This is a genomic window from Bacillus sp. AFS001701 (genome assembly GCF_002559405.1).
Taxonomy (GTDB): Bacteria; Bacillota; Bacilli; order Bacillales; family Bacillaceae_G; genus Gottfriedia.
The window spans coordinates 1-23,927 of the sequence record NZ_NTZO01000004.1 but is presented as its reverse complement, the minus strand read 5'-3'; the positions used below and the strand labels follow the sequence as shown (position 1 = coordinate 23,927).

The following is a 23,927-nucleotide window of genomic DNA, read 5'->3' as shown; positions in this document are numbered from 1 at the left end:
TCCATTTCGTATTAAGTATTAAATGTATTATAGCATGCTAAAATAATGAGCTAAACTATAGGGATAGTCTTTTTTTTGTATGTCATTATTATAATTTGAAAAAGGACGCTTCATAAAGAGCGCGAAAAGTGCTCTTTATGGAGCGTCCTTTTTGTTAAATTGTATTTCCACGTATATGTGTTGGTATTTGGTAAAAAATTCAATTTTTCTAATTTAAAAAGTTTGACTGTTCAGAAAATTATCTATATATTCATAATATAGGAATTTAGATTCCGATAATGTTAATTATTTTAGTAGTGAAGGATGTGAATTTAAAATCAAAAAAACAAGTATCTTATAATTTTCTAACTAACTAGCTTGAAAAAGTGATGAATACTACAAGATATTTCATTATGAAAAAACTAAAAACATTAATCGGAGGGAATTAAAATGAGTGTAAATCTATTAAATTCTAATCCTACAAAAGCTCATTCAGGTGCAATGCCAGATACAGTAGGATTAAACTTTTTAAAAGAAGATTTAAATCTACCTTTTATACTTAAACGTTATCTTTCTAGTGAAGACTATGAGCGTGCCCTTCCATTCCTAATAGAATTAGGAGAACTAGCTGGAACGCGGTTAGATGAGTTATCACGCACTGCAGACAAGCACACTCCTGAATTGATAAATTATAATTCAAAGGGAGAGCGTATAGACAAAGTTGAATACCATCCTTCCTATAAAGAAATGGAATATTTGGGATATAGTAAATTTGGTTTGGTCGCTATGTCACATAAGCCTGTGCTAGGGTTCTCTACGAAACTACCACATGTACTTAAGTATGGTTTTTGGTATCTATTTGTACAGTCTGAATTCGGTTTAGCTTGTCCAATGAGCATGACTGATTCTGCTGCACGAGTCTTAGGAAAATTCGGCAATAAAGAATTGCAGCAAACTTATTTAACTCGTATGACTAGCACTGATATGAACGAATTATGGACAGGAGCCCAATTTATGACAGAAAAGCAAGGAGGTTCTGATGTTGGTGCCAACACAGTAATGGCAAAAAAAGTTGGTGACCAGTGGGAGCTTTGGGGCGACAAGTGGTTTTGTTCCAATGTTTCAGCAGATGTTGCTTTAGTTTTGGCACGTCCTGAAGGTGCTCCTGAAGGTACAAAAGGTCTTGGAATGTTTTTAATGCCAAGAAAATTACCAGATGGATCTCTAAATAAATATAGAGTCAATCGTTTAAAAGATAAGTTCGGTACGCGAGATATGGCTTCGGGTGAAGTAACGTTTGAAGGAGCAACCGCTTATGTTGTAGGTGATATTACTACAGGATTTAAACAAATGATGTCGATGGTAAACTCTTCTCGATTATCAAATGCCGTACGTTCTACAGCAATGATGAGAAGAAGCTTTCTAGAAGCACTCGTTTCAGCTCGAGGACGTGTTGCATTTGGAAGTTCGATAGCTGATAAACCACTCATGAAAGAAACACTTTTTGAATTACTACTAGATTCTGAGGCTGCGGCAGCGATCACTTTTTACACAGCATCTGTTTATGATAAATGGGATCAGGGAAGTAAAACCGATGAAAAGCTATTACGAATTTTAACACCTTTATTAAAAGGATACATTTGTAAACGAGCAAGATATGTTACCTCTGAAGGAATGGAAGCTAGAGGAGGAAATGGATATATTGAGGATTGGGTTGACTCTAAAATTGTACGTGATGCGCATGTAGGTTCGATTTGGGAAGGTACCACAAATATTGTTGCCTTAGATGTTATAAGAGCACTAGTGAAAGATCAAGCAGGGGAGATCTTCTTTAGCACAATTTATAATCTCAATGAAAATATCTCAGATTCTTTGGCTCACCAGGTTAGAAGTATCCTTCTACAAATTATCAATAAAATTGAATCACAATCGAAAAAAATAATGAATCTCCATGAGCAAGAGAGAGAACTACCTGCTAAACAATTAATGAACCGTATGTACCATGTATTTGCTGCCAGTCTTTTACTAGATGAAGCAGATGTGCAAATTTCAGAACAAGGGAGCTACCGAAAATTATACATGACTTTACAATATATCCATCGTTATTTGCTTTCGAATGGTTTGGATGAATTTAGTTATTCAGATCAATCATTATTACAATGGTTTGATGCGATTGTTGATTGGGAACAAGTTCCAGAAAAGGCTGTAGAAAGTTTGTTAAAAAATGTGCAACAATCCACAACACTCTAAACAAACAGTAGTTGTATAACAACGATATAGAATAGAGGAGAGTTCGATGACTAAAGCATTAGACGGAATTAAAATTCTCGATTTAAGTCGGGTGGTAGCTGGTCCGATTTGTACTAGTATGTTAGGGGACTTAGGAGCAGATGTAATTAAAGTGGAAGGTCCAGATATTGTAGATGAAACACGAACTTGGTTTCCACCTGATGTTGAGGATATAAGTTTGTATTTTATGGCAGTTAATCGAAATAAACGGGCAATTACAGTGAATTTAAAGACAGAAGAAGGAATCCGGATCATTAAAGAAATCCTCAAGGATACAGATGTTGTTGTAGAAAATTTTAAAACAGGGACCATGGAACGATTAGGATTAGGGTATGAAGAAATGAAAGCGCTAAATCCTAAATTAATTCACTGCTCTATCACTGGATTTGGGCATACAGGACCTTATAGGCAGTTGCCAGGATATGACTTTCTTGCTCAGGCAATGAGTGGATTTATGAGTGTAAATGGCACACCGGATGGTGAACCTACAAAGGCTGGTATCGCTATGGCCGATTTATATACAGGTCTACATGCTGTAATTAGTATATTAGCTGCTTTACAAGCAAGAAATCATACAGGCAATGGTCAGCATTGTGATATCTCCCTTTTGGATTCAATGGTAGCTTCTTTACTTAATATTGGGACTGGATTTTTAAATACAGGAAATCTACCTATTCGTTATGGTAATCAACATCCAACACTAGTACCCTATCAAAATTTTAAAACAAAAGATTATGAGATTATTATTGCAGTAGGTAACGACAGACAGTTTCAGCGTCTTTGTACTTTATTAGAAGTGGATGAATTGGCTCATGATGAGCGTTTTGCAACAGCAAACGCACGAATCATTAATAGGGACAAATTGATCCCTCTGATTCAAAATGGCTTGTTGTTAACAAAAACAGCAGATGAGTGGCTGACGATCTTCCAGGAAAACAATATTCCTTGTGGTCCTATTAATACATTAGATCGAGTGTTTGATAATAAGCAAGTACATGAAAGGCAAATGATACAAAAAGTAAAACATCCTACAGTCGGGACTGTTAAACTATTAGGTTCACCTATCAAACTTTCAGATACACCAGTTACGATTGATAGACATCCCCCTTTACATGGGGAGCATACTGAGGAAGTTTTGCTAGAGTTAGGGTATGACAGCAAAAAAATCAAATTATTCAAACAAGAAAAAATCATTTAAAAATAAAATGCATCGTTCCCCAACTACTTAGTTTAGTAAAGAGAGGAACCCTACTAAAAATGCATTATTTTTAAACGAAAATCTCTTAATCACCGAGTAATTAAATGGCAGTTAGTAATATAGGCATAATCAAAAATAAAATTGGAAAATGAAGCTGTGATGAAGACTAACTTATCATACATTCCTATTATGTAATAGATTTTAAACCACCCATACACAGCATTTACAAAAGAAGAACTCAATAACTGAGGGAGTTTTAACAAATATGTGTAAAAAAGGCGGTGTTAATAATGGGTAAAATTACATTAGAACGAACTTGGATTATAGTTTTTGTTGCTTGCTTTCTAGCACTTTTAGTAGATGGTATGGACCTCATCATGCTGTCGATAACGATGCCTAGTCTGATGAAAGAGTTTAATATTGGTAAAGCTGATGCGGGGCTTATTGCTACTTGGTCCCTAGTGGGTATGGCTCTCGGCGGAATTATTGGTGGTTGGTTATCTGATCGACTTGGTCGCGTACGGATGGCAACCTGGATGATGGTTCTATTCTCTGTCGGTACAGCATTACTTGGATTTGCCCAAACATACGAACAATTTATTATTATTCGTCTTATTTCTGCAATAGGTATAGGTGCGGAATATACTATCTGTACTATGCTTATGGCGGAATACGTACCTACAAAAAAAAGAACGACAATCTTAGGAACACTACAAGCAGCTTATTCAGCGGGGTATTTAGTAGCAGCTTTATTGGCGGGCGCAATCTTACCAATTTACGGTTGGAGACCTCTTTACTTTATTGCGATTATCCCAGTGATTTTGGCAGTTTATATCGGATACAAGATTCCAGAACCTAAAGGGTGGAAAGATAGAACGCAAAAACCAAAGGCAGATAAGAAAAACGAATGGATCACGATTTTCAAAGAACCAAAAACTAGATCAATTTTTATATTCTGGGCACTTACTTCTACCTTCTTACAATTTGCTTATTATGGTATTGGTACCTGGCTTCCAACGTATATTGTATCTGATTTAGGTTTTGATTTTAAAAAGATGACAGGATATATTGTTGGAACTTATGCAGCAGCAATTTTAGGTAAGATGATTACAGGTTGGCTGGCAGACCGATTCGGACGACGTACGATGTTTATTATTGGTGGGATAGCCACCGCAATTGTTTTACCTATTGTTTATCTTTATAATTCACCAGCAAATATTATTGTGTTACTAACTATACTTGGCTTTCTTTATGGTATGCCATATGCAGTGAATGCTACATACATGAGTGAGAGTTTTCCAACTCATATTCGTGGTACTGCGGTTGGAGGGTCGTATAACGTTGGTAGAGTAGGGTCAGCGATGGCACCTTTTATAATCGGTGTGATTGCGGAATCCCAATCAATTGGATTCGGTCTAGCTTCTCTAGCAATTGCCTATGTTTTAGCAGCAGTTATACCAGCACTGTTTATTCGAGAAAAAATGTATGATCCTTTTGAAAAAAAAGAAAACGCTTCCTTCGAACAAAAAGAAAGCGTTCGTGATATCAGTTCTATGTAAGTTTAAACTAGTTGGTTTATCAATTATTTAATATGAAGAAACTTGATTCGAATTAGGAGGGGTAATAGTGAAAAATCTGGTTGTAATCGGTTCAGGTGTAATGGGACGTGGAATTGCTTATGTTGGAGCTGTTAGCGGTTTAACTGTTGCTTTAGTTGATATCAATGAAGCTGCAATTAAAAATGCTGAAGCTGAATTGAATACTATATTTGAAAATGCACTATTAAGAGGAAAGCTTACAAAAGTACAGGAACAGCAGGCAAAAGTGAACTTATCTTATTTGACTGATTTGCAAAAAGCAGCTTCTAATGCTGACTTCATTATCGAAGCGGTAACTGAAAAAGCTGAAATTAAAAAACAGGTATTTGAAGCGATCGAACAATTCGCACCAGCTCATTGTATTTTTGCAACGAATACTTCTACAATGAGCCCAACGGAAATTGCTTCTTATGCAAAACGTCCCGCTTTGACCATAGCAATGCACTTTTTTAATCCAGTACATAAAATGCCACTAGTTGAGATTATTCGCGGCCTTGAAACGAGCGATGAAACTGCGGAAGCTATCAAAAAATTGGCAGAAGAGATGGGAAAAGAAACGGTTGTTATTAATGAATTCCCTGGATTTGTGACAAGCCGAATTAGTGCACTAGTTGGTAATGAAGCCTTTTATATGCTTCAAGAAGGACTAGGTACACCAGAAGAAATTGATAAAGCGATTAAACTAGGGCTTAGGTATCCGATGGGTCCCTTTGAATTGGCAGACATGGTCGGTCTTGATGCACGTCTGAATAATTTAAACTATTTACATGAAAAATTGGGCGAAAAATATCGTCCAGCACCTTTACTTGAACAATATGTAAAGGCAGGACGACTTGGACGTAAATCTGGTAAAGGTGTATATGACTATACGCAGAAAGAACAGTTGGTTGGCAAATGAGAGAAGTAGTGATCATAGATGCTGTTAGAACGCCAATTGGAAGGTATAAAGGTGCGTTAAAGAGTGTACGTCCGGATGATTTGGGAGCAATCGTCATTAAGGCACTGATTGAACGAAATCCTAATCTACCGTCAGAACAAATTGAGGATGTAATTTTTGGTAATGCCAATCAGGCTGGTGAAGATAATCGCAATGTAGCGAGAATGTCAGCTCTACTTGCGGGACTTCCTGTGAGTGTGGCCGGAACTACAATTAACCGCTTATGTGGTTCTGGACTTGATGCTGTTATGTACGCTGCCAAATCCATTGCTGCAGGTGAAGGAGATATCTACATAGCTGGAGGGACGGAAAGCATGACGAGAGCCCCTTATGTCATGGCAAAACCTGAAAGTGATTTTCCGCGAGGATCAATGGAGCTTATGGATACTACGATTGGATGGCGTTTTACAAATAACAAGCTAGAAGAGATGTATGGAACAGACTCAATGCCGCAAACAGCAGAAAATATTGCTAAGAGCTTCTCTGTTTCTCGAGAAGATCAAGATCAATTCGCATTTCAAAGCCAGCAGAAAACAAAACGCTCAATTGAAAATGAACGATTCGCAAATGAAATTGTCCCTGTTAGATTTACGGACCGAAGAGGGAACGAGGTAGTTTTTGATCAAGACGAGCATCCTCGCTCGGATACAACGATTGAAAAACTCGGAAAACTGAAACCACTTTTTGAAGATGGTACTGTAACGGCCGGTAATGCTTCTGGGGTGAATGACGGAGCTTCCGCATTACTATTAATGAGTGCAGAAAAGGCTAAGGAACTCAGATTAAAGCCTCTAGCCAAATATGTAGTCGGAGCAGTTGCCGGTTTGGAACCATCTGTTATGGGGCTAGGTCCAATTTATTCAACCCGGAAAGCATTAGAAAGGGCAAATTTGAAAATAGACGATATTGGACTTATTGAATTAAACGAGGCCTTCGCTTCCCAATCACTTGAATGTATCCGCCAATTAAAGTTAGATCCAGAAAAAGTTAATGTAAACGGTGGTGCAATTGCATTAGGTCATCCGCTTGGAGCGAGTGGAGCACGTATTTTAACAACATTGCTTCACGAGATGAAAAAGCGAAATGTCCAGTATGGACTAGCTACCATGTGTGTCGGTGTTGGACAAGGCATATCTGCAATCATTGAAAACACGGAAGATTAAAAATAAATCTCGGTCCGTTAAGGGATATTGTTTTAAGTAATAGGAGGGAATTCTCATGACCAACGTACTCTTTAAAGTGGAAAATAATATCGGTTATGTCACAGTAAATCGTCCTGAAGTATTGAATTGTTTTAATTATGAGACTCTAGTTGAACTGCAGGAAGTAGTAGATGCGATTTATACTAACGAAGCTATACGTGTTGTTATTTTCACTGGAACGGGCGATAAAGCTTTCAGTGCTGGAGTGGATTTGAAAGAAAGAAAGTCGTTAGATGAAGTGGAAGTAAAAAGAAATGTCAAAGCAATTCGAGAATTGTTTAATAGTATTGCAGGACTTCCTCAGCCGACAATTGCAGCCGTTAATGGCTATGCACTAGGTGGAGGTTTTGAATGGCTATTGTCGTGTGATTTTTCCATAGCAGTCCCAGAAACTTTAGTGGGATTAACGGAAACAAGTTGGGCAATCATTCCAGGCGCTGGCGGTACACAGCGACTACCGAGGTTAATCGGTGAAACAAAAGCAAAAGAGCTGATCTTTACTGCTAAAAAGTTGACAGCAAAAGAGGCACTTGATTTAGGCATCTTTTTAAAAGTGGTCCCGCGTAACAGTCTAAAGGCTGTTTGTGAAGAATTAGCGGCAGATATGATGAAAAATGGTCCGGTTGCATTAAAACAGGCGAAATATGCCATCACTCATGGAATGAATACAGATTTGCAAACTGGACTTGCTATTGAGGCCAAGGCATATGAACTTACGATTCCCACAGTAGACCGTATAGAAGCTCTTAGTGCGTTTAGCGAACGTAGAAAACCACAATTTACCGGCCAATAAGCCTGTTTTAATATGAACATATCAAGACATTTTGTTGTATTTAGAAAATTAAATAATAATTAATTCATTTTTTTAAAACAAATTATCTGGAGGAACTTAGTATGTTGAATTTTTCATTAACAGAAGAACAAGAATCGGTAAAAAAAATGGTCCGTAAATTTGTTGATCGCGAGATTAATCCTTTTATTCAAGAATGGGATGAGAAGGGACATTTTGAAAGAAATGTCTTAAAACGATTAGCTGATTTAGAGCTGATGGGTGTGTGTATTCCAGAGAAATATGGCGGTGTCGGTATGGATTATAATACCCTTGCGATTGTTTGTGAAGAATTAGAACGTGGAGATACCGCATTCCGTACTGCAGTTTCAGTTCATACAGGTTTAAATAGTATGACATTGTTGCAATGGGGCAATGAATTTCAAAAAGAAAAATATCTAGTTCCGCAAGCTCGTGGAGAAAAAATAGGAGCTTTTGGTCTAACTGAGCCAAATGCAGGTTCAGATGTTGCGGCAATGCAAACTACAGCAAGACGAGAAGGTAATCATTATATCTTAAACGGATCTAAAACCTGGATTTCCTTATGTGATGTAGCAGATCATTTCTTAATTTTTGCCAAAACAGAAAAAGATAAGTTTCATCATGGCATTAGCTGCTTTATTGTAGAGCGTACTTTTCCAGGTGTTACAACAAAGGCGATTAAAGGGAAATTAGGAATTCGTGCAGGAAATACAGGTGAAGTTTTCTTAGAGGAAGTACACGTACCGGCAGAAAATTTGTTGGGACAAGAAGGTGAAGGCTTTAAAATTGCAATGGCAGCGTTGGATAATGGAAGATTTACGGTTGCAGCAGGAGCTTGTGGTCTAATTAATGCGTGTTTAGAAGAAAGTATTAAATATTGTCATGAACGTAAGACATTTGGAAAAGAAATTGGAAAACATCAATTGGTCCAACAAATGATTGCCAAAATGTCTGCAAATCTGGAAATCTCTCGCTTACTTGTTTATCGTGCGGGATGTTTGAAAAATGAAGGAAAACGCAATACACAAGAAACCTCACTTGCTAAATGGATCTCATGTGATGCTGGATTTGAGGCAGCGAGTGATGCCGTTCAAATACATGGTGCTTATGGATATTCCAATGAATATCCGGTAGAAAGATTCTTACGAAATGCAAAGGCACCAGTTATATATGAAGGAACTAGGGAAATTCACACGATTATGCAGGCAGAATATGCTTTAGGGTATCGAGAAGATAAAACGATAAGCAAAATGCTTCCGTCGTGGCCATTTGAGGAGAAATTAGAAAGTGTTAGATAATATGATCTAATATTTTTGATTCCAATCCAAAGACTATTTGAGACATTCATGGAAATTATTTTGATTGTTCATAATAAAGTAGATTCCTTTCTTGGTAACTTGTAAAGATGAAATATTCAAACAAAAAAAGCTGTAAGCCTTGTAAGGCTGACAGCTTTTTTTAATTAAACTGCTCAGGTCATAATTCAGATAAACTATAAACTGTTTTTGGGAAATGGAGCATAATCATTAGAACTATTTAACAAAGTCATTCCTTGTATAAAAGATTATATTATACAAAGTTTATAAACTTTCTCCGAAAATTATGTCGAACATCGTTGAGAATTTGGATTATTCCTCTAAATACTCTCTAAATACAAGAATTTTATAACCCAATTGAAAAAATTCTGAATATTCTTGATAATAGGTTTTGTAAAGTAACTTTTTGTGAAGGATTGAGTATGAACATTAAAAATTATATTTAATAGATTCATATAAGCAGTCGTCATTAGATTTTACTTGCGTTAAAGGATACTAGGAGGAGAATGTAAAATGAAGGGGAAACTTCGTCAAAAATTATTTAAAACGGTTGATTTAATAGGACATGGATACCTATGTTAACTGAATTTTTAGAATATTTAATAATAAAAGTGATTTTTTTATTCAAAATGGGAGGTAGAAAATGGGGAAAAATATTTCTAGAAGCAAGATTGTCAAAAGCTTTTCAGTGTTAGCGGTATCGTCCAGCTTTATTCTTGGCTCTTTAGGTCATGTAACAATCTCATCAAAAGCTGCAACTTATTCGAAAGTAGATGAAATGCTAGCGAATTTATCACCAGCCGAGAGGGCAGCACTTCATCAGCTTTCAACGAGTAATGAAACGGGACTTCAAGTAAATCCTGATATCGATTTAGATTCTACTACCCAAACGAGTGTAATTTTTGAATTTAAGAATAAACCAGCAAAAATAGCACGTGTTGAATCAAGCTTAAAAGGCCAGTCATTAACAATGAACGAAGCGTCCAATCTAGTTAATCAAGATCATTCAACTTTTGTGAATGACTTAGGACAAGTATTAACAAATGACAATAGTAAAAATGTAAATTATAAAGTTAAACGTTCATTTAAATATGCATTTAATGGTGTTTCAATGAGTTTACCAGCGAATCAAATAAAAAATCTATTAAAATCGAAAGCTGTTAAAGCAGTTTGGAGTAATGAAGAAGTACATGCAGAAGTCGCTAATACGCAAGAAGAAATGCAAACTGGAGGATCAAGTAATCAATCAGCTCTTTCATTTTTAGGGGTAGATAAACTTCACCAAGAAGGTATTACTGGAAAAGGGATTAAAGTTGGAGTTATTGACACCGGTATTGACTATAATCATCCAGATTTAAAGGATGTATATAAAGGTGGATATGATTTTGTTAATAATGATAACGATCCGATGGAAGCAACATATGAAGATTGGAAAAAATCTGGATGGGCAGAATTTTTCTGGGCAACAGGTGCACCATATTATACTGAACATGGAACGCATGTAGCAGGAATTATCGCAGGACAAGGGAAAAATGACGGTGACATCAAAATGGAAGGTATCGCTCCTGATGTAGATTTATATGCTTATCGTGTATTAGGACCTTATGGTGGAGGCACAGAAGATAACGTTTTGGCAGGGATCGATAAAGCTGTAGCAGATGGAATGGACGTTATTAATCTATCCTTAGGTGCAGGAATTAATAATCCTTTATATTCTACAAGTATCGCAATCAATCAAGCTGTCCTTAGCGGAGTTACAGCAGTAATTGCTGCTGGTAACAGTGGAAATGATATGTACACTTTAGGCTCTCCTGGTGCGGCAGCTCTTGCACTGACTGTTGGTGCAAGTAATGAACCAAATAATGTATATACATATAAGGGTACACTTCAATCAGGTACTGAAACAAATTCTGCCGACTTACAAGAAATGGCTAAAGGATATACTGATCATCCGGAGCAATTAAATGGTCAAACATATTCAATTATAGATGTTGGTTATGGCGCATCGGCTGATTATAAAAATAAAGACGTAAAAGGGAAAATTGTATTAATAAGTCGTGGGAATAATATAGCTTTGAGCGACAAAGTAAAGTTTGCTAAACAAAATGGTGCAACAGCTGCTCTACTTTTCAATAATAATCCAGATGAAGGGCTAATACCTTCCTATTTAGGTGAAGGTTTAGATTATATTCCAACATTCACATTAACAAATGCGCAAGGTCTAGCTTTGAAATCAAAAGTCAATACAGCAAGTACTTTTACATTTAATGAACTAAATGAAATTCAAACAAAAGCAGATGAATTAGCAGATTTCAGTTCACGTGGACCAGCTCGTATTACATACGACATTAAGCCAGAAGTAACAGCACCAGGTGTTGGGGTATTCTCAACTGTGCCAGCTTATATCATTAATAAAAATACGCCATACGATTATAAATATGCATATGAACGTCTATCAGGTACGTCGATGGCAACACCTAATGTTGCAGGGGTGGCTGCACTTTTACTTCAAGTAAAACCAAACATACAACCAAGCGATGTCAAGACAATTCTTATGAATACAGCTGATCCTTTAAGTAAGGAATATAGCGTATATGAGGCTGGATCAGGTAGAGTTGACCCCTATAAAGCGGTGCATTCTTCAATTGAAATTAAAGTTCAAAATCAAACGCCAATGATAAAAAATGGAAAAGAAAAAACGATTAAAGATGAAACAGGTGCACTTAGTTTTGGTTCAGTCAATCTAAGTGCAGATGTTAATGAAGAACGTAAAATTGTAGTTAAAAATTCAGGTGATGAACCAAAAACATTTGATGTAGCAGTTAAATTTCAAACAGGGCTAAGAGGAGCTAAAGATGCTGAGAAAAATGGCGTAAATGTTACAATTGAGCCAACTATTAAACTAGCTGCAAATTCTCAAAAAAATACAAAGGCTTCTATCTTTATACCGAAAATAGCAGAAAAAGGTAATTATGAAGGGTATATCGTTTATACAAATCAGAATGATCCTAAAGAAACATATAAAATTCCTTTTGCTGTACATGCTGTTGAGGAAGGGATAGGAGTATTTGAAACGTCATCACAAGGCTTGTCAGTAGATCGAGATCGAGATTCTTATTCAAGCCCGAACACAATTAAAGGATTAAATGTTCAAGTTCAAATGAAATCAAACGTTAGAAATATTGATTTCATTTTGGAAGATGGAAAAACAAACCAGGAAATAGGTTATCTTGGAACAGTAAATGGATTTAGCATAAATGAAGGTGCTCTAGTTAATATGAGTCTTTTTACTGGTACGTATTTCCCATTCGATAGCTCATCTCCTTCTGGTATAAGTCCAACCCGTGTTGTAGCGGATGGAGGCTTCTATAAAATTAAAATGCTTGCAACATCTGACACGGGTAAGCAGTTCACAGAAACTCGTGATTTAGTAATTGATAATAGAAAGCCTAACTATACGATTGATGGACCAGTAGGGGATATGATTGAATATGAGGAAGGGCAAAAGTCAGTTACAATAACTGGATCAGTATTTGACCAGGATATTGAGGATTATAAAGCGGAGGGTATGAATATTGACCAGTCTGCTAACAAGGTTTACGATACATCACAAGGAGAAGTACCGATTGAAATACCTGTAAATAAAGATGGTACATTTAAATACGATGTCCCGGTTGGTACTGGAATAAAAGTTGTTAAATTAATTGTAGTCGATCCTGCAGGTAACGGTAGTGTCACACCTAAGACAATTAAAATTGTGAAAAAAGGTACACCATACATGGTTGCAATCGTAGATAAAGATCATGCGAAACCTGATGAAATAGTTAAAGCGAAAATCGTATTAAAAAACGCTATCAATTTTAAAAAGGGAACTGTAAACTTAAGTGTTGCTTCAGACTACTTAACTATTGAAAACATTGAAATACACCCAGACTCTAGTAAACTAGGAGAAATGAAATTCACAAAAACTTCAGCAAATAGCGTAACACTCGAAGCTGCTGATAGTAATACACAAACTTTAAATGGAGATATTCCATTAGCTGAGGTTACGTATAGAGTAAAAGATTATAATTTTGAAATAAGGCCTGATAGTTCTCTTGTTTTTACATCCGGTTCATATGTAGACCGATCAGGTAAGAGCAATTTTCTTCTCACAAATTCACCATTTGTTGATTTTGTTCCGACTTATTCAAAAATGAAATCTGTTTTATTTGCTGAAGGTTTATTAACAAGTAGTGGACAGTTTGATAGTAGAAGAGATTACAGTTTAGTGGGAGCAGATGTTTCAGTCCAAGATGCTAATGGGAATACGTATAATCAAATCTTTACTAAGTATGGAAAAATTGAAGCTTTACATTTAGCACTTACTGACAAACCTCTCCGAATGACTGTAAAAGTTCCGGGACACTTTAGAAGTTTTTATGATTTCAAAATTGGCATGCTAAGTGATTCCGGAGAATTGATGGGTCAATATAAAAAGATTGATCTTCCTAAATTACTTGGAGGAGACGTTAATGGAGACGATGTAATCGATGTCATGGACGCCCTGTATATTCAGACATATTGGGGAACAAACAAACGAAATGCAGACATTAATATTGATGGTAAAGTAGATGCAAAAGATTTTGCATTCGTCGAAAAGAACTATTTAATGCAAAATCCTTCAGTACAAAATGCACCAAAACCAAAAAGTAAGTATAAAACGAAAACGCTCGAGATTGTAAAGAGTGAACTAGGTTTGTAATCTAACATTTATTAAGAATTTTAAAAGAAAGCGACTCAAAAGGTAGTGTGGGCGACCATGCTACCTTTTTTCATTCAACTTATAGTATTTTAGTTGAATAAGTAATGTTGTAATAATTCAGATATCTCTATTTATTTAAAGTTAGAAAATAGTTCAAGCGTTAGGTTCGGGATCACATAACTATGTAAAAATTACTGGAAAAGTAAGCTCTGGAAATAATAGTAGAACCCTCGACAAGTTTGAAGGATATATTGATGCTTATGAAAGTACTTTGTAGCAAGCATAAATAAGCCTTCTTATCTAAATGAAGTAGGTGCATAGTCAGCTGCTGTACTTAATGGAGCCGCAACTGTTGCTACCTAAGTTTCTTTTACAACTGCCGGCTATTCAACATATACTCGCTTACAAAGAAGTAAAAATGTTGGTTTTTCTTGATTTAAAGTATTTATTCGTTCAAATTCTAGTCTTTGATCTGCTCGTTTTTCAATTCTTTTTATATTTTTTGAAAAGCAGATTTTTGTAGAGTATTAAATAATAAATTCTATTGAAGTTTTACGGTTAAAAGAGAGGGGAGTACTACAGCAACTATCCCAATCGTTATATAATGAATATTGATAATAATAAACAACTTCGCATATAATTCCAATTAAACGCGAAGTAGTTTAAAGTATTTGAAATGTGGTATAATGATTTATATAATTTACATATTTTAGGAGGTAAATCTGTATGATTCCTCAAGAAAAACTACAAGAAATAATAAAGGTGTTAATAAAAAAAATTAATCCCTATGTAATAATTTTGTTTGGTTCAGCAGCTGAAAATCGAATGCGACTAGATAGTGACCTGGATCTAGCATACTTAAGTGATACCAAAATAAGTAATTATGAACGATTTTTATTGTCTCAAGAATTAGCAAATATATTGAATTTAAACGTAGATTTAATTGATTTAAACGATGCTTCAACCGTATTTCAGGCTGAAATTGTTCATAACGGTAAAATAGTTTACTGTTCAGATGATAATCGAAGAGAAAAATTTGAAATGCAAACCCTAAAAATGTATGCAAAATTGAATGAAGAACGAATTGAAATCTTAAACAATATCAAGAAAAGAGGTTCTATTTATGAATAATCAAGTTATTTTAAATAAAATATCAACAATAGAACGCTGTATAAACAGAATTAATGAAGTTTATGACAATAATCCATTAAACCTTAAGGATTATACGAAGCAAGATTCAATTATTTTAAATATTCAAAGAGCCTGTGAAGCTTGTATAGATTTAGCGATGCACTTAGTAGCGATAAATAAATTAGGAATTCCTCAATCTAGTCGTGATGCGTTTGATATTTTAGTAGCTAACACCCTAATCTCACAAGATCTTTCAAATAAATTAAAAGCAATGGTCGGATTTCGAAATATCGCAGTGCATGATTATCAAAGTGTTAACCTAGAAATTGTAGAAAAAATCATTGAGAACCATCTTGGAGACTTCACTAAATTTACGAAACACATATTATTACAATCTAATGATTCTAACCAATAATCTAATTCTGTTAATTAATTCGCGTATAAATTGGATTATATGCGAACTTTGTCGAAAAACGTAATGAAGAAGGACTGATTTTATGAGTCATACACCTATTACATTAAAGGAAATTGAAAAATTTGAAGTTAAAACTAAGAATCTACAACAAGCAAGACACCTTCAGCAATTAAAAGTGTTGCTCCCTTCTCTTCCACCCTATGTGTTTAAATATTTTCAAAGAAATCGTAAACGATCAGCTACTACTTTATTTAATTATTCAAATGATTATAAACTGTTTTTTAATTTCTTATTAGATAACTCTTGGGTTTTAGAGCAGTTTGAAAAGTTAAATGTTCAAATTAATTCACCAGCTGATATACCTTTCTCTATTCTTGCAGATTTACCATTACAAGAAGCTGAAGAGTTTCAGGGTTATTTAGAAGGGAAATATGAGCCGCGAACAGTTAATCGAAGAATAAGTGCTTTGAAGAGTTTGTTTAATTATCTTACTCAAAAGTCCGAAGATCCAATAACAAAAGAACCTTTTTTTTATCGCAATGTATTTGCAAAAATTGAAACAACTAAGGTAAGTACTGACCCTGTAAAACGTGCAGATTCTTTTGAACAAAAGATATATAAAGGGAACGAAGATTTACGTTTTTTAGATTTTGTTGCGGCTGAATATGAAAAGTCCCTCTCGACTATTCAATTAAGATTTTTCTTAAGAGATAAATATAGAGATTTGGCTATCCTATCACTCTTCTTAGGCAGCGGTTTACGCTTATCTGAATTAACATTTTTACAATTAGAAGATATAAATTTTGAGGAAAACCTGTTAGGGGTTTATCGTAAGGGTCAATCAGGAAAAGTATATGTTACTGTAAATCCAAGATCAATGGACGAATTAAAAGAATACTTACATACTAGAACTGAAAATTATGGTTGTGCTGCAGATGAAAAGCATGTATTTTTCACTAGATATAAAGGAAGTTACTCTCCCCTTTCTACCAGATCGATTCAAGATTTAGTTGAAAAATATTCGAAAGCATTTAATGCAAATAAACGATTAACTCCACATAAATTACGTCATACGTTTGCTACAAAGCATTGGACTGCTAATAAAGACTTAATTGGACTCCAAACCCAATTAGGGCATACATCAAGTGAAATTACCTCTAGTTATACTCATGTTGGAAAGGATAAACAACATAAGAATCTGGAAAACATGGATAAGCTTGAAGATTAAAATTTTTAAGGAATATTTTTCATGCTAGCAACCACCAATTTTTATAAATGGTGGTTTGTTTTTTTTTTATGAGCATACTACTAGTATCTTTAATGTTAATGAAATGATTTTGAACTTATAATCAGCTTATTATTATGAGAGAATCTATGCTTGGTAGAGTAATATGTACGCTTCAGAGGTTGCATTCCAAGCAAGTGCAAGACATCAAGAAATGGTAACAAGATTTTAGTCATTGTGGAAAATATGACTTACAAGTCCGGGTCTATTTAGAATGAGGTAAAAACCTATTTCACTTTTATCTTTGAAGTCTTTTTCCAAGAAGAAATTCGAAGATAATTATCATTTTTAATGTCAGTGCCAATAACAACAATAAAGTCATTGTTGACATATACTTTAACTTATATGTTAATAATGTTGTATTTATATATAAACCTAGTTTACATTAGGCTTATCAATAATAAAAAAACCGATTCCTATAATAAAGAAAATAGGAATCGGCTATTTTTCTATTAATGAAAAGAAAAGCAAGTAATCTTTGAATAAGGTCTAATTTTTAACTATTTTCTTTATTCTTAATTAATGTTTACTCAAAATCAAGCATACCTGCAAAATCAGAAAAATCTTCATTCGTATCCTTTTCATTTGTATGTTCATTATGATTAGTTGGATAGAGTCTTTGTGTTTGGATGGTATTTTTACTTCCGATCAACATTGCAATGAATGCAGATATTGATTTTTGGATAACCGGATCATCTAATAACTTCCTGTCTTCTGTTGTAAGTTTATAGTCTAAACGTACATGTAACTCATCACTATTTAATTCTTCATTTGCTTTTTTTGCTGCTGCATCAAGAAGACTTAATATTTTTGAATTACGTTTCTCTAATCCATTTAAAAACTTTAATGTTTCATCACTTATCTCTACAGGGAGCTTAACGGAAAATGTTTTTCCAGGTTCTAATAGTTTTTTACTGGACACGCATTAAACACCTACTTTTTGTAACGACAGTTCAATCCCTTTATTTTTAGAAACGATATATAAGATTTTGAAATATGCTTTTGCAATGCTCCAAACACTCTCATCTGCTTCTAAAAAATGTAGTTCATACCCTTTTCCTTCTTTATTTAAAATTTCTAATTGTTCGCGAATGATTGCTGCAGAACCACCTACTATGTAAACTTCATCTAAATCGCCAACATTATCCCATGTGCTAACGATATCATTGTATTGCAATTGAGCGAAAGTCTTTAGATACTTATTGACAGTCGTTTTAATTGATACAGGTTTCCCATCAGGCTTAATAATAAATGGATCATTCTCACGTACAATGTTTTCTACAAGCTGACGTCTTGATTTAAAAATGGTTTTTCTGTATTCACGGTCTAAATCTTTATTGATTAAATCAAGGTATTTACCGATTCCAGCAATATCACCTTCAGAGCTTTCATTATCAATTTTTCCATTTCGGATAATCGCCTTATCTCTAGTATTTCCACCAATGTCTGTGATTAATAGATTTTTAGACATGAGTTCTTGATTTTTTTTATTAAAATGATCATCCATCGTTAGATTGATCATCGCTGCATAACCCTCGATACTGACAATAACATCCTCAAACTCGATACGAACTGTTTTTCCTTTTAATCCTCCAGGAGTTTGTTCGAATTTCACTTCATGCATACTTTCTGTTAGTTTTTTCTTAAAGTTAATCCGTGCATTTTCATCATCCTTAACCTCATCTAATGGTAACCCTGTACTCAATAAGTATTTAACGTTTATTACATCTTTATCTGAATTTTTTGCTGCATCTAATGCAAGAGCGGTAAGAAGTAGAATGATAGTTTGTTCAGAATCTCCTTTTTTAACACGAGAAGATATGACATCGTTATTTACTTCTTTTGCTGCTAAATTACCAACCGCATAAATTGCAGATTCTTTTAAAGCCCTAGAGGTGACATGAACGTGTAGTTCTTCAATTGGATCATTTTCATCTGACAACATTGAACGTGAATCCATTCTTTTAATCACATTTGGTATGTAAATACGATTTTCCTCAGAAAGTCCTCCGATAAAACCTTTTAAACTATCATTTCCAGCATCCAGCGAAGCTATCTTAAACTTCATTGACAATCATCTCCTAATTTGGATTTATTTACCTTATGTTCAAATAATAACACTTTTGTAACACTTATTCAATTGTCTAGTAATACTTAAGTAATACTTTTTTGATACTACTCAATTTTTATTAGTCAACTAGGAAAGGAAATTCTATGTTTTACTAAGTGGCTTTCTGAGCAAAAATAAAAAAGCTGATCTGTTATGACCAGCTTTCTTGCTTATTGAGTTCATTCATAAACCCAGATCGTTGAATTGTGTAGGATTAATAAATAGAATGATTGTATAGTTCTTAGTTTTTCATTTTTTTAATTAATAGATTACAATACGCCATAGTCTTCTAATAATTTTCGTAAAGCCTGGTTAATAAGTTTTGATTTGTCTCCTTTTTGTCCTCTAGCGGCAATCTTATCCACTTCAGTGGCCAAGTCGGGATCCATATAAAATGAAGTAAAAACTTTCTTCTCTTTTTTCTTCAAAGTCTTTTTTCCTGAAGCGAGATTACGAAGATAGTCATCTTCTTCATCTTCAATTTTAACATTAACAACAACATCATTGTCATTATTGACATATGTTTCATTTTTTATGTCATTGTCGTTGTTTTTATTGTTTATATCAATGTTTTCATTGTTGTTATCAATTATGTTTTTGTTTTCTAACCCTTCTTTGATATCGACTTTTTCGTCAATCTTATCATCAACCGTGTCAGTATCATATGAATTAAAGAAGGTTTGAGTAGCATTCGGTTTTTTTATTTTATCTTTGAGGTTGATTTTTGTGGACACGTTCCTTCAACTCCTTCACAAAGGGGATATAGTATTCTAATGCTGCTTTTAATTCTGCATTTTCCTCAAAACCTGTAATGGCTAAACGTCTAGTAGCGGCTTTTCTTCGAATAATAGAATGGAATTTTAGACCAGGATAATCTTCTTCAATAGCTTCTTCCATCACATCATTTTCTTTCGCCCTTGCATCGATCAAAGAGAACAAAATGCCAGATGTTTCTAAGGTTGGATTGTATCTTTCCTTTGCTCCTTCAATGATCTCCAAAAACTTTGGAATCGCGTAATAAGCAAACATGGAGCCATCAAACATGACAACTGCGTAGCTACCAGCTTCGGAGAATGTACTTAACGGCAAAACAGTTTGTTCGGATAACGCTGGCGGCGTATCAATAATGATCCAGTCATAATCTTCCATTACAGGTTCTAGTGCTTTTTGTAGTGCGTCTAACTTTAAACCCTTTTCATACATTCTTCTAGGTAAAGTTGCTAGAAAATCATTCGAGGGGATTAAGTCTAGATTCTCTTTAATTTTAATTATGTAAGAACGTGCATCTTCGTTTAAGATCGCTTCTAAAATGCTCTTCTCCTCAAACACGCTGCAGATGTCATACTCTCCGGTTAAGAAACTAGTTAAGTTCCCTTGACCATCCATGTCAATAGCCAGCACTTTCTCCTCTTTACTTAATAAATAGGATGTAATGCCACTACTAGTCGATTTAGAGCAACCACCTTTACTGATACCAAATGTGACAATTTTAGCTGTCAAGGTTAACACCTCTTTCAAAAAAAATAATAAGACTAAAAAAATGAATGGAACATTGATTATCTTTCTACTAAGTTCATATAAGATTTTAATCAAAACCTAGACTGTATATGATTTATCATTATAACATATGTCATTATATATAGTAACACGTATGTTATGGTTGTTGTTATTATTGAAAATCTAATTGATTTACAAAGTTCAATTAGTAGATTTCTAGTTTTAGAGACAAATTCCTTTCTGAGAATTGAACTTTCTAAAAATTGTGTTGATATATATTTTAACTAGAATACTAATGTTGAGTAATATGTATAGTAAATTAATAATGATCTTTTTAAATCGACAGTATGACATAAGAACATTTTAATCTCAAAATATGTCATATATTTTAATGAATATGACAATATTGATCTTTCTAGATCGAATTTGAAAATACGCCTGATGTGGATTTCCTAAAAATAATATTACATATAAAATAAATGAGATGGTTTATATAAATACGACGAATTTAATACCAATTTTAAGGTATACGTATACCTTAAAATTGATAACGAGATTGAATTTAATAATATGATATTGTATATGATAACATATATCGTAATATATAAATGTTAATAAATATTTTGAATATAATATTGATATCAATTTATATGTATTTATATAACATAACAATATTAACGGATATAAAAATATAATATATGTATATTTTGTTATAGTGATATATGTCATTATATATGATAATAAATATGATGTCTTTGTTTTTAAATAAGATAACAAGAAAGTTAAGTATTGCGAATGTAATATCGTTAGCAAGTTATATGTATATATATAATTTGCTAACGAATTTGAAAATATGATATATGTGTATATTGTTAAAATAATATATGTCATTATATATGATAAAATATATGACGTGAGTGTTTTAAATAGGATAACGAAATACATAAATTCGAAGATAATATCTTTGGTAAGTTATATATATATTAAGACGATATTGATAAAAATAAAAATGATCTAGTTTTTATACTTGATATCAACTTAATAATATTCCACTAATTTGGATTTTAATTTTCTGCCAATGGAACACCCATTAAAGATATTGCCTAATATGGGGAATTTCTCGTAAACGGCTTATCGTTCGTTAGAGAAATAGAAATGACTATTAAAACAGATTGCTTTTCCAAGGAAATAAAGCTCTTAAATCAAAAGGGTTCTATAATGGAGGAAGCTACTGATATACAGTGATAGGAACAGATTCTTGAGAAGCGTTTTATCGTATTTCTTTAGAATACTAATTCAAAAAACGTTTAGTTCAAATGGCTGAACAAAGTTTAGGTGGGTATTCTAGATAATTTTTTAAATCGAAGGTATAAAGGGCTCAAAAAAGAAGAGTCTCTTTTTTATGTTCATTTTTCCACTCATTCCAGAAAAAAATAAAAGTTTGATAGTTTGTAAATGGAAAAGTCAACAGTTGAACTAAATTATCAGCAATTGATTAACAGAAAAATGAAATAGCAACTTAATTTGAAGTTCATTAGGGCCCAGAATCACCTGCTCGTGCAAATGTTTATGGTTGTGGAGAAATTACAAAATGCTTAGTTCAAATGGCTGAACAAAGTTTAGGTGGATTATATATATCTTCAAACTTAGGAATAAGAGAAATTTCACATACTGTAATTATTTACAAATGAATCTTTTTAAACTAGTCTCTAAGGGATTACATAAAGTAATGAAAGATACAAAATATTAAAGAATTACAAAAATACATATTTAAATAAAAATAAAGCTAGTAAGTAGGATTCCCTATTTACTAGCTTTATTAATTTTCTTAGATATTATTTTTATTCCACTTTTTTTGTTTTTAAATTCCGCAAATGCTTTTGCCAGTTCTTTAGAAACTCCTTGTTTTGCTACAGAATTCATTTTCTCCACGTAGCTGGTTCGACTGGCAGTGGTAAAAGTGTATTTTTAACTACATTACTAATTTTCTTTCATTTAACAAAGAGTTCTGATGAACTGTTACTCTATTTAATTGATCCGAAACAAGTTGAATTTACACCATTTGAAGATTTACCACTTGTCGAAAAAGTAATAACAAAATCAGCTAAAGCAATTAATTTATTAAATTCGTTAGTACTTGAAATGGAAAAACGATACGAATTATTTAAAAAAGAAAAAGTTCGCAATATTAGTCATTATCGTAAGAAAGGGCATATTATAAAGAACATCGTTGTCATAATAGATGAATATGCAGACCTTTTTCTATATGATAAATCAATTGAAAAATACGTCTGTTTATTAGCACAAAAGAGCCGAGCTGCGGGGATTTTTTTGTGCATATGCACTCAAAGACCATCAGTTGATGTGGTATCAGGTTTAGTCAAAGCAAATCTCCCAAGTCGAGTTGTATTTAGACTTACTACTATGCATGATTACAAAACCGTGCTGGATGGAAAGCCACCATTCGTACTTATGGGAAAGGGTGATAGTGTTGCTCAATTAGAAGGTAAGGAAAACTTTATGCGTATACAAAGCTGTCTTGTCGCTCCAACAGAAAGTGAAGTAGATGCAATAATTGAGCAACTTATCACTTCAAAAAGCATGCAACAAAAACAAAACTACCCATTGCCAATACCCAATGTGCCACCCACAAAGAAGGAACTAGTTTGGAATTTTATCAGTAGTACAAGTGATACTAGGTTACGTTCAATCTTAAAAGAAGTTGGTGGTGATATGGGAGAATTAGTTCAAATCATGAGAGAATTAGTGAGCGAAGGGAAGTTAGAAGCTCCCTCTGGTAAAGAAAGAAGATATAAAATAATTTAACATAAGAATGTAATGAGCTGATAATAGAATCAGCTCATTTTATTTTTAGATCAATTTTATCATTAAAAATATGGGAAAAATTTTTTCTTAATTAGGAAGAGAATCATTAAATCCTTACTTTTATTTAAGATTATACTGCCAATATCATACTACTCTTGAAGAAGAAGTGTAAGAACATTTATCACTCAACACCATAACTGGTTGTTATCTATATCAAGCATAAGGGTAGTTCATACCCATATAAGATAATGCTAATCACAAGGCTGGTTAAAGAAAGTTTTATATAAAGGGCTTGACGTGGGGGAAACGTTAAGAGTAGAATACTGATTTAAGATTATTTGTGAAAGATTTCACTTAAACTAAATGGCAGTTTAGTTGAATAAGAACGTGAAAAAATTAGTTATCAATTCCATGGAAATATAATTAAATTTGTTGGTAAAAAATGGCCTTGTAGCATAAGCTTTTAACTATATTAATAGTTTAAAAAAGGATTAAGATATCCTTTTGTAATCAAGTATTTATCCTATTTGTTGCAATGCAAGTGAAAAAAATTAAAAATAAAGTTTAAAAGCTAACAAATTTGTTAGCT

Annotated in this window: 16 protein-coding genes and 1 pseudogene; 13 read left to right on the top strand and 4 right to left on the bottom strand. The window is 33.6% G+C overall.

Annotated elements, in window-relative coordinates:
• Positions 1-429 precede the first annotated feature (429 nt).
• From CN514_RS00310 to xerS, 11 genes are all read left to right on the top strand, one after another.
• Entirely contained in the window at positions 430-2,229 is a 1,800-nt protein-coding gene (locus tag CN514_RS00310) for an acyl-CoA dehydrogenase family protein (protein WP_098230828.1), read from the top strand.
• Between the two features lie 46 nt (positions 2,230-2,275).
• The gene (locus CN514_RS00305) at positions 2,276-3,466 is read left to right on the top strand and encodes a CaiB/BaiF CoA transferase family protein (protein WP_098230827.1); all 1,191 of its coding nucleotides are present in this window, start codon (positions 2,276-2,278) and stop codon (positions 3,464-3,466) included.
• A gap of 290 nt (positions 3,467-3,756) precedes the next feature.
• Positions 3,757-5,025 carry an MFS transporter gene (locus tag CN514_RS00300; protein WP_098230826.1) on the top strand — a complete coding sequence of 423 codons (1,269 nt, stop codon included), beginning with the start codon at positions 3,757-3,759 and terminating at the stop codon, positions 5,023-5,025.
• Between the two features lie 64 nt (positions 5,026-5,089).
• Complete coding sequence (locus tag CN514_RS00295) at positions 5,090-5,962, top strand: 3-hydroxyacyl-CoA dehydrogenase (RefSeq protein ID WP_098230825.1); 873 nt, start codon at positions 5,090-5,092, stop codon at positions 5,960-5,962.
• A complete protein-coding gene (locus tag CN514_RS00290) occupies positions 5,959-7,164 on the top strand; it encodes an acetyl-CoA C-acyltransferase (RefSeq protein WP_098230823.1) in 1,206 nt (401 codons plus the stop codon). Before CN514_RS00295 ends, CN514_RS00290 begins: the two co-directional genes overlap by 4 nt.
• A gap of 55 nt (positions 7,165-7,219) precedes the next feature.
• Positions 7,220-7,996, top strand: coding sequence for an enoyl-CoA hydratase-related protein (locus CN514_RS00285; RefSeq protein WP_098230822.1), 777 nt, complete (start codon positions 7,220-7,222; stop codon positions 7,994-7,996).
• Positions 7,997-8,100: 104 nt separating this feature from the next.
• Positions 8,101-9,312 carry an acyl-CoA dehydrogenase family protein gene (locus tag CN514_RS00280; RefSeq protein ID WP_098230852.1) on the top strand — a complete coding sequence of 404 codons (1,212 nt, stop codon included), beginning with the start codon at positions 8,101-8,103 and terminating at the stop codon, positions 9,310-9,312.
• A 661-nt stretch (positions 9,313-9,973) separates the two neighbouring features.
• Positions 9,974-14,074 (top strand): S8 family serine peptidase, encoded by a 4,101-nt coding sequence (locus CN514_RS00275; protein WP_098230820.1) that lies wholly within the window; start codon positions 9,974-9,976, stop codon positions 14,072-14,074.
• A gap of 726 nt (positions 14,075-14,800) precedes the next feature.
• Positions 14,801-15,205, top strand: a complete 405-nt coding sequence (mntA, locus tag CN514_RS00270; RefSeq protein WP_098230819.1) for a type VII toxin-antitoxin system MntA family adenylyltransferase antitoxin — start codon at positions 14,801-14,803, stop codon at positions 15,203-15,205.
• A complete protein-coding gene (gene hepT, locus CN514_RS00265) occupies positions 15,198-15,620 on the top strand; it encodes a type VII toxin-antitoxin system HepT family RNase toxin (protein ID WP_098230818.1) in 423 nt (140 codons plus the stop codon). Before mntA ends, hepT begins: the two co-directional genes overlap by 8 nt.
• Before the next feature lie 82 nt (positions 15,621-15,702).
• Positions 15,703-16,848 carry a tyrosine recombinase XerS gene (gene xerS, locus CN514_RS00260; protein ID WP_098230816.1) on the top strand — a complete coding sequence of 382 codons (1,146 nt, stop codon included), beginning with the start codon at positions 15,703-15,705 and terminating at the stop codon, positions 16,846-16,848.
• A 583-nt stretch (positions 16,849-17,431) separates the two neighbouring features.
• On the opposite strand, the gene CN514_RS00255 is transcribed toward xerS, so the two are convergent.
• The 4 genes from CN514_RS00255 to CN514_RS00240 form a co-directional block, all read right to left on the bottom strand.
• Entirely contained in the window at positions 17,432-17,827 is a 396-nt protein-coding gene (locus tag CN514_RS00255; protein ID WP_098230815.1) for a hypothetical protein, read from the bottom strand.
• Positions 17,828-17,830: 3 nt separating this feature from the next.
• Positions 17,831-18,973, bottom strand: coding sequence for a ParM/StbA family protein (locus CN514_RS00250; RefSeq protein ID WP_098230813.1), 1,143 nt, complete (start codon positions 18,971-18,973; stop codon positions 17,831-17,833).
• Between the two features lie 311 nt (positions 18,974-19,284).
• Complete coding sequence (locus CN514_RS00245; RefSeq protein WP_098230811.1) at positions 19,285-19,749, bottom strand: ribbon-helix-helix domain-containing protein; 465 nt, start codon at positions 19,747-19,749, stop codon at positions 19,285-19,287.
• On the bottom strand, positions 19,721-20,515 hold the full coding sequence (locus CN514_RS00240) for a ParA family protein (RefSeq protein WP_286141491.1): 795 nt from the start codon (positions 20,513-20,515) through the stop codon (positions 19,721-19,723). Before CN514_RS00240 ends, CN514_RS00245 begins: the two co-directional genes overlap by 29 nt.
• 1,535 nt (positions 20,516-22,050) lie before the next feature.
• On the opposite strand from CN514_RS00240, the pseudogene CN514_RS26970 reads away from it, so the two are divergent.
• Both CN514_RS26970 and CN514_RS00235 read left to right on the top strand, forming a co-directional pair.
• Positions 22,051-22,203, top strand: a pseudogene (locus tag CN514_RS26970) (alpha/beta-type small acid-soluble spore protein); the annotation flags it as partial.
• A 211-nt stretch (positions 22,204-22,414) separates the two neighbouring features.
• Positions 22,415-23,338 carry an FtsK/SpoIIIE domain-containing protein gene (locus CN514_RS00235; protein ID WP_176525732.1) on the top strand — a complete coding sequence of 308 codons (924 nt, stop codon included), beginning with the start codon at positions 22,415-22,417 and terminating at the stop codon, positions 23,336-23,338.
• Positions 23,339-23,927 lie beyond the last annotated feature (589 nt).

Excerpts from the sequence above, each read along its gene's own strand:
- CN514_RS00310 (WP_098230828.1), top strand. The coding sequence starts at position 430 with ATGAGTGTAAATCTATTAAATTCTAATCCTACAAAAGCTCATTCAGGT.
- CN514_RS00305 (WP_098230827.1), top strand. The coding sequence starts at position 2,276 with ATGACTAAAGCATTAGACGGAATTAAAATTCTCGATTTAAGTCGGGTG.
- CN514_RS00300 (WP_098230826.1), top strand. The coding sequence starts at position 3,757 with ATGGGTAAAATTACATTAGAACGAACTTGGATTATAGTTTTTGTTGCT.
- CN514_RS00290 (WP_098230823.1), top strand. The coding sequence starts at position 5,959 with ATGAGAGAAGTAGTGATCATAGATGCTGTTAGAACGCCAATTGGAAGG.
- CN514_RS00285 (WP_098230822.1), top strand. The coding sequence starts at position 7,220 with ATGACCAACGTACTCTTTAAAGTGGAAAATAATATCGGTTATGTCACA.
- CN514_RS00275 (WP_098230820.1), top strand. The coding sequence starts at position 9,974 with ATGGGGAAAAATATTTCTAGAAGCAAGATTGTCAAAAGCTTTTCAGTG.
- mntA (WP_098230819.1), top strand. The coding sequence starts at position 14,801 with ATGATTCCTCAAGAAAAACTACAAGAAATAATAAAGGTGTTAATAAAA.
- hepT (WP_098230818.1), top strand. The coding sequence starts at position 15,198 with ATGAATAATCAAGTTATTTTAAATAAAATATCAACAATAGAACGCTGT.
- xerS (WP_098230816.1), top strand. The coding sequence starts at position 15,703 with ATGAGTCATACACCTATTACATTAAAGGAAATTGAAAAATTTGAAGTT.
- CN514_RS00250 (WP_098230813.1), bottom strand. The coding sequence starts at position 18,973 with ATGAAGTTTAAGATAGCTTCGCTGGATGCTGGAAATGATAGTTTAAAA.